The 13,191-nt window shown below is 32.4% G+C and carries 12 protein-coding genes; 1 reads left to right on the top strand and 11 read right to left on the bottom strand.

The annotated features are described in order from the left end of the window. Positions 1–76: 76 nt before the first annotated feature. Positions 77–343: a hypothetical protein gene (locus tag NJT12_RS13175; protein WP_271336382.1), complete on the bottom strand. Its 267-nt coding sequence runs from the start codon at positions 341–343 to the stop codon at positions 77–79. Positions 344–387: 44 nt separating this feature from the next. Beyond that, positions 388–1,575: a tRNA 2-thiouridine(34) synthase MnmA gene (gene mnmA / locus NJT12_RS13170; protein ID WP_271336381.1), complete on the bottom strand. Its 1,188-nt coding sequence runs from the start codon at positions 1,573–1,575 to the stop codon at positions 388–390. A gap of 143 nt (positions 1,576–1,718) precedes the next feature. Here mnmA and NJT12_RS13165 point away from each other — a divergent pair, with 143 nt between their 5' ends. Beyond that, a complete protein-coding gene (locus NJT12_RS13165) occupies positions 1,719–3,596 on the top strand; it encodes a PEP/pyruvate-binding domain-containing protein (RefSeq protein ID WP_271336380.1) in 1,878 nt (625 codons plus the stop codon). Here NJT12_RS13165 and NJT12_RS13160 read toward each other — a convergent pair whose 3' ends face one another. From NJT12_RS13160 to nagB, 9 genes are all read right to left on the bottom strand, one after another. Next, on the bottom strand, positions 3,597–4,154 hold the full coding sequence (locus tag NJT12_RS13160; RefSeq protein ID WP_271336379.1) for a DUF4956 domain-containing protein: 558 nt from the start codon (positions 4,152–4,154) through the stop codon (positions 3,597–3,599). It abuts the gene before it with no gap. Positions 4,155–4,279: 125 nt separating this feature from the next. After that, positions 4,280–4,996, bottom strand: coding sequence for a toxin-antitoxin system YwqK family antitoxin (locus tag NJT12_RS13155; RefSeq protein ID WP_271336378.1), 717 nt, complete (start codon positions 4,994–4,996; stop codon positions 4,280–4,282). Positions 4,997–5,149: 153 nt separating this feature from the next. Beyond that, a complete protein-coding gene (gene yidC, locus NJT12_RS13150) occupies positions 5,150–7,057 on the bottom strand; it encodes a membrane protein insertase YidC (RefSeq protein WP_271336377.1) in 1,908 nt (635 codons plus the stop codon). Positions 7,058–7,137: 80 nt separating this feature from the next. Next, entirely contained in the window at positions 7,138–8,763 is a 1,626-nt protein-coding gene (locus NJT12_RS13145) for a CTP synthase (RefSeq protein WP_271336376.1), read from the bottom strand. Positions 8,764–8,952: 189 nt separating this feature from the next. After that, positions 8,953–9,207, bottom strand: coding sequence for a DUF2752 domain-containing protein (locus tag NJT12_RS25160; RefSeq protein ID WP_414655393.1), 255 nt, complete (start codon positions 9,205–9,207; stop codon positions 8,953–8,955). Positions 9,208–9,357: 150 nt separating this feature from the next. Then, positions 9,358–9,768 (bottom strand): DUF4190 domain-containing protein, encoded by a 411-nt coding sequence (locus NJT12_RS13140; protein ID WP_271336375.1) that lies wholly within the window; start codon positions 9,766–9,768, stop codon positions 9,358–9,360. Between the two features lie 161 nt (positions 9,769–9,929). Next, the gene (locus NJT12_RS13135) at positions 9,930–10,226 is read right to left on the bottom strand and encodes a hypothetical protein (RefSeq protein ID WP_271336374.1); all 297 of its coding nucleotides are present in this window, start codon (positions 10,224–10,226) and stop codon (positions 9,930–9,932) included. 436 nt (positions 10,227–10,662) lie between these two features. Beyond that, positions 10,663–10,899 (bottom strand): DUF3820 family protein, encoded by a 237-nt coding sequence (locus NJT12_RS13130; RefSeq protein ID WP_271336373.1) that lies wholly within the window; start codon positions 10,897–10,899, stop codon positions 10,663–10,665. Positions 10,900–11,245: 346 nt separating this feature from the next. After that, positions 11,246–13,174 (bottom strand): glucosamine-6-phosphate deaminase, encoded by a 1,929-nt coding sequence (gene nagB, locus NJT12_RS13125; protein ID WP_271336372.1) that lies wholly within the window; start codon positions 13,172–13,174, stop codon positions 11,246–11,248. Positions 13,175–13,191: the final 17 nt, after the last annotated feature.

Raw genomic sequence — 13,191 nt, 5'->3', positions numbered from 1 at the left:
ATGCTATTATTGTTGATTATCTTTCCTGTTTTGTGCACGCGATCAGCATCAAAAGTATAAAAATAGAATTTACTTTTTAAACATGACTATCCATAACCTTATTAGAAGTTTTATTTAGCGTTTTATCTGCAAAAACTACTTTATCTACAAATGATATTGATTTCAAATCTAAAGGTATGTTTTGATTGGTTGTGCGCTCTAACACACATACGAAAAGCATCTTTAACGAAACATCAAAATAAGTTTGTGCATTCGGTTTGTCTTTAAAATAAACCCATACATATTTTTGCGAAAACATCACAGAAGAAAATACCAATAAAAGAAACGAAAAATAAGACTTCATAGTTTACTTTTTCAAAAGGCAAAACCTTTGTAAAAAGTATAAAGCTAAGAAATTACTCCAGAACCAACTAATTCATTATCTAAATACCAGGCTGCAAACTGACCTTCGGTAATTGCCGATTGCGGTTCATCAAACTGAATGTACATTCCGTCTTCAAACTGGTGTAAAGTTGCTTTTTGCAAAGGCTGGCGGTAACGAATTCTCGCCATTACTACCATAGTTTCACCCACTTTTAAAGTCATATCAGTACGAATCCAGTGTACTTCGGATTTTTCGATAAATAAAGCTTTTTTAAACAAACCAGGATGCAGACTTGTTAAACCGGTATAAATGGTATTGGTTTCAACGTCTGTAGCAATAATAAATAACGGATCTGTTGTTCCGCCTACATTCAATCCTTTTCGTTGTCCTGTAGTAAAATAATGCGCCCCTTGATGTTTACCAACTACTTTACCCATCGTTGGAAGGTAATCACGCTTTTTAGCTTCTAATTTCAATTCTTCTACTAACGAAGCTCCAACTGGTTTTTCGACAGCATAAATTGGATCATTTTTATCAATCTGAACAATTATACCTTCTTTAGGCTGCAATTTTTGTTGCAAAAACTCCGGTAAACGTACTTTTCCGATAAAACATAATCCTTGAGAATCTTTCTTTTCAGCGGTTACCAAATCCATTTCAGCAGCGATTTCGCGTACTTCCGGTTTAGTTAAAGCTCCAATTGGAAATAAAGATTTTGCCAATTGCTCTTGTGACAATTGACATAAAAAATACGATTGGTCTTTGTTGTTATCTTCACCCGCAATCAATTGATACACTGGCTTTCCATCAACTTCAATTTCATTTTTTTGACAATAATGACCTGTTGCCACATAATCAGCACCAAGACTTAAAGCAATTTTCATGAAAACATCAAATTTGATTTCGCGATTACAAAGCACATCAGGATTTGGAGTTCTCCCTTTTTCGTATTCGTTGAACATATAATCAACGATTTTTTCTTTGTATTCCTCGCTTAAATCAACAGTTTGAAACGGTATTCCGAGTTTTTCAGCTACCAATAAAGCATCATTACTATCCTCTAACCAAGGACATTCATTAGAAATAGTAACGGAGTCATCGTGCCAATTTTTCATAAAAAGGCCTATAACTTCGTATCCTTGTTGTTGCAATAAATAAGCAGCAACACTCGAATCTACTCCACCGGAAAGTCCAACAACTACACGTTTCATTCTAAATCGTTTATATTTTTACAAGGGTGCAAAGATAAGCCCTATTTTTGATAATTGTATTAGTTTTGATTAGTTTATATAATGCCGTGGTAGATAAAACTTATTGCTTTTTTTAATTACTTTTAATCCTCAATAAAAATACCATGCAAAAATACATCTGTAGTTTTATTTTCTTTTTTATCTTAACTTCTTTGAGTGCACAAAGATACAGTGCGACTTTGTCTAATTACAGCGCCTATAAAGCTTTTAGAGGAAAACCTTTATCAGATAAATTTTCGAATATCGAATCAGTAAAAATTGTTTACGATCTCAGAAAACAAAAAATGTATTACTTCGATAGTACTTTGATTCCGCTGCATTATGATTTTGCCACAGGATATCTAGGCTACAATCAGGATGTCGAAGTTTTTAATAATGATAATTATAGTGATACTGAAAAAAACAGAAATTATCTACTAGGAAACCTGAACCACATTAAAGGAACTGATAAATGGATTTTCGAGTTGGCTGCATCTGACCATATGCCTGTTGCTTTAATTGAACGCTTTTATAATTTAATCGTACAATCGTCTTTTATTGGTTCTAATTTGAAATTCTATTTGAATAATCCGGAGCAAATGGAATGGTTTCAACAAAATCTATTTAAAATTCCGTGCGTCAAATCAAATTACATTTTCAATGAACTTACCTATCAGGAAGTTGTTTCCGGAAGTACTATTGGTATTTTGAAGCAATATAAAGTAAAGGATCTTGCTATTACAAAACCAAATCCTGACGAAATTATAGTTTTAGACGGAACGCCTGATATTTTGCCTAACGTAAGAGGAATTATAGTCAATGAACTTCAGACTCCATTAAGCCATTTGGTTCTTTTGGGCAAAAACAGAAAGATTCCTATCATGGCTTATACAAATGCTTTTAAGGATGATAATATCAAAAAATTACTTTCGAAAAAAGTAGAGCTAAAAATTCAAACGGACACTTTTTATATCAGGGAAAGCACAAAAAAAATAGTTGCTAAGGTCATTTCCAAAAAGAAAAAATTAATCATAAATAATAGCATTACTGATCTGGTTGATTTAAGTAAAATACCTAAAAACGGAATTAGCTATATTGGTTCTAAAGCGCAAAATATGTCTTACCTGATTGCCATCTCAAAAGATATTTCGTTTAAAACTCCCGAAAATGCACATGCTATTCCGTTTTACTATTATACACAACACATTCAAAAAGCATCAATCTCGCCGTTAATCACAGAACTTTTAAATTATCAGCATAAAGACTCAACAGTATGGATAAATCATCAATTAAAAAAAATACGGGATGCGATTAAAAAAGAACCTATTGATCCTCAATTAATAGCAAAATTAAATGAAACCTTTAAAAATGCTTCTTTTAAAAACTTCAGATTTCGATCTTCTACCAATGCCGAAGATTTAGATGATTTTAATGGCGCAGGTTTGTATGACTCTAAAACAGGAATTAGAGGAGATAGTATAAAAACTTTCGAAAAAGCGATTAAACAAGTGTGGGCGAGCGTTTGGAACGAAGCTTCTTATGGTGAACGGGAACTTTTTGGTATTGATCAGCAAAGTATCGCTATGGGAGTTTTAGTTCATCGTTCTTTTCCGGATGAACTCGCAAATGGCGTTATCATCACTAAAAATATTTTCAGAAAAAACTTTCCGGGTATTACAGTGAATATTCAAAAAGGAGAAAACTCTGTTGTGAAACCTGAAAAAGGAGAAATTTGCGAACAATTTATCGCCTATCATTTTAACATGGGAACTGATGATGCTGATTTTGATGTTGATTATACTTCGAACTCCAATTTAAACAACAACGAACCTTTATTAAGCAGAAAAGAAATGAGCAGGCTTTTTCTTGTCAGTCAAAAAATTGAACAAAAAATGTACCGCTATTGGCGAAAAAACAGCTACCATCCAGTCGATATTGAATTTAAAATTGTTGGAGAAAACAGAGATCTATATATCAAACAAGTCAGGCCGTTTAACGAATAATCAATAGAATATTAAAACGTCGATTTCGTTTGAAACGGTATTAATATTGATAATTTTAAAATCGAAATCATCAATATTCATTTTATGCTGAATGGATTCCCTGATACTTTTATTATCCAAAGAAAAATTGGCTTCAATAGCTATTTTAGCATCGACCGCATTCAAGTATTTAGATGCTTTTTTATTTACTATAACAGAGGCCAATATATAGGAACCAATAATAATCAATTGAAAAAATAATAAAACCTCAATCTTTTCATACGGATACATAATATCCAAAATCGAAAGCGTAATTGTTGCAAAGAGAAAAATAATTGCGTTTACGGTAAATGATTGTGTCCTGAATCTTAATATCGAGAAAATAGCAAACAACCCAAATCCAATCCCTACTCCAATTTCGATTTTTGTAAACAAATAACAAAGCGAAAAAGTACAAAGACCAACAATTACCATCAACGGATTAATGGTTTCATTATCTTTTCTGTTAGAGAAAAAATATAAAATCAGAATCGAAAAAAACAATAAAAAAAATCTACCGGAAAGCTCGTTTAAATCCATTGAATCAAATTATTAGCAAATCAAATGTAAACAATTAGAAAAAATAAGCCACGAATTCACGAATTTATTTTAAAACAAAAATTCGTGAATTCGTGGCTAAAAAACTTAAAAAAGAATATCTTCAATTATTGCGTTTTAGGTTTTGAGTCTGCCTGATAACTACTTTTTGGATCACTCATATTTACTTCTTTGGTTAGTTTTCCTTTTAAGTAAAACTGCCACATATTTGCTTTCTTTCCGTTTACAAATTTTCCTTTGGAAGCTACAACTCCATCAGCGTCATAAAAAACGGCATCTCCATTGTATTCATTATTTTTATAAGTAGTTTGCTCCAAAAGAGTTCCATTTTGTCCGTACTTTTTATAAATACCATCTTTCAGACCGTTTACATAATTCATTTCCTCGGCAATTTTAGCGTTCGGATAATAAACCGTCTTTACACCTTGTAAGGTACCATTTTTGTAGTTTTCTAGCGTCATAAGCACTTTCGAAGCTTTATGATAATATTTCCATTCGCCTTCGCGTGCTTTACCTATTTCTTTTCCTTCGCTTACTTTATTTTTACTCTGATCATAAAAAATAGTATACGAGCTTCCGTCATTTGCAGTAAAATCCCGAGTAGCAATAACATCTCCTTTTTTGGTATCATCAAAAAAATTAAATATACCAGTCTCTTTTCCGTGATTAAAAGTCCCTTCGTAACGAGGACGTTTAGAAACTTCATAAGTTCCTTTCCAAACTCCATCTTTTTTTCCGTTGGCGTCTGATTTATTAAAATCCTGCGCCGATACTAAAACCGCGTTTAAGAAAAGTAACCCTACTATTATTTTTTTATAAATCATTGTAATTCAATTTTAAACTTTAACGAAAACGAAACTTATAAAGTATGTTTTATCCTTTTTAAATTTTTAGAATTTAGTTTAATAAACTTCAAATTTAAGAAGTTCCCGGATATAAAAAAATCCCGAGTAATCGGGATTTTTTTAATATTCTAATTATTTTTTATTCTGTTTCTTTGTAGCCTCTTGTTGTTCCATCACTTCCTGAAGACGTTGTTGAAACTTACTTTGTTTTTTAGGCTCTTTTAATTTATTCTCCTGAATCTGAGCATGAATTTTATCTGTATCTACAATGTAATTTTTAATTACAAACATAATTCCGATTGTAATTAAGTTAGAGATAAAGTTATACAAACTCAAACCAGCACCATAACTATTGAAGAAAATTAACATCATTAATGGCGAAACATAAATCATGATTTTCATCATTTTTGCCATATCCGGCATACCTTCTTGCTGAGGCGCTGCCATTTGTTGATCTCCTGAAGTCATTTTCATATAGAAGAAAATTGCAACTGCTGCCAAAATTGGAAACAAACTGATATGATCTCCGTATAACGGAATGTGGAATGGTAATTTTACTACTGCATCAAATGACGATAAATCGTCTGCCCAAAGGAAACTTTTTTGTCTTAACTCAAAAGCTGACGGGAAGAACTGGAATGACGCATACATAAAAGGAAGCTGAATCAATGCCGGAATACATCCTGCCATTGGGTTTACTCCTGCTTTGTTGTACAGTTTCATCGTTTCCTGTTGTTTCTTCATTGGGTCTTTTTTGAATTTTTCTCCCAACTCTGTAATCTCCGGACGCAAAACTTTCATTTTTGCCTGAGACAGGAATGACTTGTATGTAATTGGCGACATCGCAATTTTGATGATAATCGTAAAGATGATAATCGCAATTCCTAATGATAATCCCATTGTCGAACTTAAGAATCCGAACAACGGAATAAAAATCCATTTATTGATCCATCCAAAAATCCCCCAACCTAATGGAATAATTTTCTCGAAATTCTTATCGTATGATTTTAAAATTTTATAATCTGACGGTCCAAAATACCAGCTCATTTTATAATCAACTTCTCCATTTGTAAAAGCCAATGGAACAGTTGCTTTAAATTGCTTAACAAAAGTAGTATCTATCGTTTCATCTTTTACTAAATCATCAGATTGTAATTTTGATTTATCAAATGGTTTATCAGTTGCTAAAATCGCACTAAAAAAGTGTTGCTTAAAGGCAATATAACTTACTTTTTCAGGTGTTTCTTCTTTTCCTACACCACCACCTACATAATTGTATTTTTGATCTCCGTACTCATACTCCAGTTGCGCATAACGCTTCTCAATAGAAACACCTTTCTCGTTTCTATATGATTTTAAATCCCATTGTAAATCTAATGGTTTAGCAGAATTTAAAACTTTATTCAAACCTTGAGAACGAATATCAAAACCAACTAAGTATTCGTTTGGTTTTAATACATATTTATATTCTAAAAATTCGTTAGCTCCAGCTTTCAAACGCATCGTCAATATTTGATCTGCACCGTTTTTTGTTAGCGTTGGTTCAAAATAAAGATCTTTAGAATTTAAAGTTCTGTTATCCGTAGTTTGTAACTGAATGTTTAAATTAGAATTATTGTCTTTGATTAATTCTACTAATTGTCCGGAATTTTTTTCAAATCTTTTAAATTCTTTCAACGTAGCTTCAACTATATAACCACCTTTATTGGCGATTTTTAGTATCATCTTTTCGTTTTCGATAGTTGTAAAACCTTCTTTAGCAGAAGGAAGTGTAGCTGAATAAGCAAAACCACCTAATGTTTTTTGTAATTGCGCTAATTGAACCGTATCTCCAGGAGTTGCAGCAGTAACTGGCAAAACAGCTGTTTTAGTTTTATCAGCCTGAGCTTGCGCTTCTTGCTTAGCAACTAATTCTTTCTTGGCTTTTTCAGCAGCAATCTCTTTGTCAGAAGGTTGATTTTGGTACATAATCCAAATCAAAATTCCAAATATCAATACAAAACCAATGATTGAATTAAGATCAAATTTTTTTTCTTCCATTATAAATTTAAAAAAGGTTATTCATTAAGGCTATTAGTAATGAGTTAGACTCAAAAGTTACATCCTTAGAATATTAATTATTATTTTTTATGCGTATTCACATGCTTATTTACTGCTGCAGCCACAAAGTTTACAAAAATTGGATGTGGGTTTGCAACGGTACTTTTATATTCAGGATGGTATTGTACTCCAATAAAAAACGGGTGATTTTCAAGTTCTACAATTTCAACCAAACCTGTATCCGGATTTACACCTGAAGCAATTAATCCTGCTTTCTGCAATTCATCGGCATATTTATTATTGTACTCATAACGGTGACGGTGACGCTCTGAAATCGTCTTTTGTCCGTAAATTTTATGTGCTAAAGTGTTTGGTTTAATATCACATTTCCAAGCTCCAAGACGCATTGTACCACCTTTATCTGTAACTGTTTTTTGCTCTTCCATTAAATTTACAACCGGATGAGGAGTTTTCTCATTCATCTCTGTAGAATTGGCATCAGCATAACCTAAAATATTTCTTGAATACTCAATAACTGACATTTGCATTCCTAAACAGATTCCGAAAAACGGAATATTATTTTCACGTGCAAAACGAACTGCTTCGATTTTTCCTTCAATACCTCTTTCTCCAAAACCAGGAGCAACCAAAACTCCGTCAAGAGTTCCTAATTTCTCTTCTATATTATCACTATTAATGTGTTCTGAGTGTATAGAAATTACATTTACTTTAGTTTCATTTGAAGCTCCTGCATGAATAAACGCCTCTAAAATAGATTTGTAACAATCCTGCATTTCTACATATTTTCCTATCAAACCGATATTTACGGTATGTTTTGGATTTTTTAATCTGCGTAAAAAAGTATTCCAGTTTTTTAAGTCCGGAGCTGCTTTTTTAGGTAAATCTAATTTCTTTAAAGCCACAACATCTAATCCTTCTTCAAGCATTAAATTAGGAACTTCATATATTGTCGAAGCATCAATAGACTGAATAACTGCTTCTCTTTTTACATTACAAAACAATGCTAATTTATTACGCAACTCATCTGAAAGTTCGTGCTCTGTTCTACAAACCAGAATATCAGCTTTAATACCGCTTTCCATCAATGTTTTTACAGAGTGTTGTGTAGGTTTTGTTTTTAACTCTCCTGCAGCAGCTAAATAAGGAACTAAGGTTAAATGAATAACAATTCCGTTATTTTCTCCCAATTCCCAAACCAACTGACGAACAGACTCTATATAAGGTAGTGATTCGATATCACCAACAGTTCCACCAATTTCAGTAATTACAATATCATAATCGCCGGATTTACCCAACAATTGCATTCTGTCTTTGATTTCGTTTGTAATATGAGGAACAACCTGAACTGTTTTTCCTAAAAACTCCCCTCTTCTTTCTTTTTCGATAACCGAAAGATAAACTCTTCCTGTAGTAACGTTATTCGCCTGAGAAGTAGGAACGTTTAGAAAACGCTCGTAATGACCTAAATCTAAATCTGTTTCTGCACCATCATCTGTTACATAACATTCTCCATGCTCGTATGGATTCAACGTACCCGGATCCACATTGATATATGGATCAAATTTTTGAATTGTTGTACGATACCCTCTTCCTTGTAACAATTTTGCTAAAGATGCCGCGATAATCCCTTTTCCTAATGAAGAAGTCACACCGCCTGTAACAAAAATATATTTCGTTTGATTCATTCTGTTGTTGTTTGTATTGTAGTTGTGTAAAAAACTTGGCAAAAGTACAAATTTAATTAGATAATTTATCAATTAGAGAATGAGATAATTTGCAAATTTTTAAATAGAACGATTACATGTTTCCGTAATCGATAATTTTAACTTTTAATTAGATATTTTTTTGAATAATACTCGGTTCTTTTCCCTTTTTCACATTACTACAAGATTGTAAAATGAAAAAATAAAGAATACTACACTAAAAAAAATATCACAAGTCAATATTCTTTTTAAATTCGATAACCGAATTATCTTATTGATAACAAACCGTGTAGCCAATTGAATTAGAAAAAACAAAAAAATCTTTATACTATAGGGATTATAAGCAATTGCTTCGCTAAAGTTAAATCTTAGTATTTGAGAAAAAGCTCTGGTCAAACCGCGGCTTTTACAATAACTTAAAGGCATTCCTTCGCAAGAAGAAGGAAACCCAAAACCTAAAAAAGGAACTATAAAGCAATAAAAAAAGATAAACATGATTATTACAATAAAAATCATGTTTATCTTTTTATAAGAATCAATTTCGTAAGAAGATTTTATTTCCACAAAAGGGATTTATTATTTTGTTACTTCCACCTTTACAGTATCAGTTGTTATTTCGATCGCATTTAGAGAATCCTGTACTTTTATTGATTCAGCAGTTGCAGAATCTATTGCTTGGTTTATTTCATCTTTCGAAGACATTATAGCTGATCCAACAGCACCTACAAAAAATAATGTTCTTAAAATAACAAATGCACTTGCAACAATTCCTAATATCAAACCTGATAACGGCAATGCAGTAGGCGCATTTTCTTTTTTTGCCTGGGACAAACCAATTGCTCCAAAAATAATTGCTAGTACTCCAAAAAGAACTGCAAAGAAACCAAAGCAAGGTATAAAAGAAGCTATAACAGCTAATATTCCTAATACTAAAGCTGTAATACCCATTCCTAAACCTGCATTTGATCGTTGTTTATAATCTTCCATATAGTGTTTTTATGTTAATTATTACAAAAATAGAAAAACACTTACGTGAACACTATAGAATGCATCAAAGTTATCAACAAATAAATTAAAAGGGAATTTCTTGTTATTTTTAGTATTCATAATTATTTTTCACACCTTGTTCACCAATCACATCCTTATTACTAATCCCAAAATGATAAAGCACCAATAATAAAGCCATAAACTAATACGAGAATTATTGAGAACACCAATGCAACGATTCCCAAAACCAAACTTATTTTAGCCAACAAAGCTGAAGAATTTGCATTTTTTGCTCTGTACAAACCAACTACAGCAAAAATTATAGTGAGGAGTGAAGTAACCAGCGCCACCACATTTATACAAGGAATGAAAGCTACTATATTAGAAATTATTCCTAAAACTAAAGCTGCAATGCTAAAATTTTCACCTGAACTCGAGGTTTTAATATTGTTTCCCATTTAGTTTTTTTCATCTTAATTATTACAAAAATAGAAAAACACTTAGGAGAACAATAGAGAACATTTCAAAGTTACTAACAAATAAATTTAATGGGGATTTGGAATATCCAAACATAAATGACGTAAGAAAGGCGCGAGTATAAAGCCTTATGAAATACTGGCTCTTGAAGTAATTTTTAACATAAAAAAAATATTATAATTTTAAAAAATATTGACTTGTACACATCTAAAAATTCAGGCTTGAATTCTGTGGTATCAATTTGTTTTAAAAAATTATAATATTTTTATGTATTAAATATTATAATTTTAAAATATTGACTTGTACACATTTACACATTCAGGCTTGAATTTGTGGTATCAATTAGTTTTAAAAATTGTAATATTTTTATAGATCAAACTTAAATAAAAAAAACGATACAGCAAAAGATTTTTCTTACTATTTAATTGGTTTGGGATATTGTTTCTTAATATTCCTGATTAATTCTTCGAGTCCATTAAGTTTCAATTCATAGACAAGTGCCAGTTGTTGCCCCAATTCGCCATTAGGAAAACCTTTATTATGGTACCAAACCACATAATATTCCGGTAATTCAATTAAAAATCGTCCTTCGTATTTTCCGAAAGGCATTTTGGTATGGGCTAATTTTATGAGAAGTTTTTTGTCTGGTTCCATATTTTTTTAAAGAAGAAAGAAGCAAGAAAATAGAATATGGACTTATTCTCTTTCTTGCTTCTTGTTGATGCAAAGCTATTGCTATTTTTTATTTTTTTAGCCACAGATTTTAAAATAGTTTGCGGTCGCAGATTTCAGTTTTCAGTCGCGGTTAACAGTTTAACAGCTGAAAACTGAGACTTAAAAACTCGTAATACCCTATTCAAAAAATCATAGATTAAAAAGAAATCGCCACGAATTCACAAATTAGTTTTAAATTAGTTTTAAATTAATTCGTGAATTTATGGCGAATATTTTAAAGGATAAAAAACTCAGGAACTTAGTTTCTCAGAACCTTAGCAACTTTTTAATAGTGCCATCTCACGAAAGCTTCCATCGCTGCGTACGTTGCCAGACCTAACTCCTGGTACAAAGCAGCTGTTTCTGCGTTTCTGTCTTCGGCTCTTTGCCAAAATTCCCTTGCGTCAGTTCCCTGAAAAACAACCCCATCTTTTTGCGATTGGTGCTTGAAGATTCCGTGACGTTTTGCTAAAACCTGATCCGGGCTCATTGGTACCGCCATTTCGACTTCGTCAATTCCCCATTCCTGCCAAGCTCCACGATACAACCATAACCAACAATCATCCATGAAAGATTTTGGTTTTAAAGCTTTTACTGCTTCAAAAATAGCATCCAGACAAACCTTGTGTGTTCCGTGTGGATCTGCTAAATCTCCTGCTGCATATATTTGATGTGGTTTAATGTTCTCGATTAAATCCATCGTCAATTGAATGTCTTCTTTGCCGATTGGTTTTTTCTCAATTGTTCCGGTTTCATAAAATGGCAATTCCATAAAATGAATCTGATCATCGGTTAATCCAACAAAATGACTTGTTGCTCTCGCCTCTCCTTTTCTGATTAATCCTTTTATGTAACGAACTTCCGGAATATCAATTTCACTGTTCTTTTTATTCTCTAAAAAAGTTTGTGCTTTTTTGTAAATATCATCTGCTTCCGGACTTTTGATTCCAAATTTTTCGTTGTAATCAATTACAAATCTTGCAAAACGCAACGCTTCATCATCTGCAACTGCAATATTTCCAGACGTTTGGTAAGCCACATGCACGTCATGTCCCTGCTCTTGCAAACGCATAAAAGTTCCTCCCATACTAATGATATCATCATCAGGATGCGGGCTAAAAATCAATACACGTTTTCTGGCTGGTTCTGCTCTTTCCGGACGGTTTGAGTCGTCTGCATTTGGTTTTCCACCTGGCCAGCCTGTGATTGTATTCTGTAATTTATTAAATATCTTAATATTTATGTCGTATGCCGGACCAGAATCAGCTAATAAATCACTCATTCCGTGTTCGATATAATCAGCATCAGTCAACATTAAAATTGGTTTTTTAAGCTGAAGCGCCAATCCTAAAACTGCTTTACGCGTTAATTTATCTGTCCAGATTACTTTTTCTACCAACCAAGGCTTGTTGATTCTCGTTAATTTTGAAGAAGCTTCCTTATCTAAAACAAAAACAGCATTATTGTGTTCTTGCAAAAATGAAGCAGGTACTCTATTCGTAACTTCATCTTCTACAGATCTTTTTACAACATTTGCTTTTCCTTCTCCCCAAGCTAATAAGATTACTCTTTTAGCTTCCATGATTTTTTTTACTCCAAGCGTGATTGCAGTTCTCGGCGTATTACTTAATCCGAAGAAATCCTTGCTTGCCGCTACTCTCGTAATATGATCTAAAGCTACTAAACGAGTTTTAGAGTTTTGTAATGAACCGGATTCATTAAAACCAATATGTCCGTTACCCCCAATTCCCAAAACCTGAAGATCGATTCCTCCCAAAGCTTCAATTTTTGCTTCATAATCTGTACAATAATCTGCAATTTGTTCTTTAGTCAAAAGTCCGTTAGGAACATGAGCATTTTCAGGTAAAATATCAACATGATCAAACAGTAATTCTTTCATAAAGCGAACGTAACTGTTGATTGAGTTTGGTTCCATCGGATAATATTCATCCAAATTAAAACTGATTACGTTTTTAAAACTCAAACCTTCCTCTTTATGCAAACGCACTAACTCAGCATATAATCCTTTTGGAGAAGATCCTGTTGCAAGACCTAATATACAAGGTTTGTTTTCTTTTTGCTTGGATTGAATTAAAGCCGCAATTTCCTGCGCTACTGCTTTTGATGCTTCACCAGAATTTTCGAAAACCACCGTATTGATGTTTTCAAATCTCTTTTCGAAACCTGTTGCCTTGTCTATTTTACTTTTTAACATGATATAGTTTTTTTTAA

The sequence above is a fragment of the Flavobacterium azizsancarii genome, assembly GCF_027980145.1.
Lineage (GTDB): Bacteria > Bacteroidota > Bacteroidia > Flavobacteriales > Flavobacteriaceae > Flavobacterium > Flavobacterium azizsancarii.
Note: the sequence above shows the minus strand (reverse complement) of the source record. Positions and strands in the feature narration are given on the sequence as shown.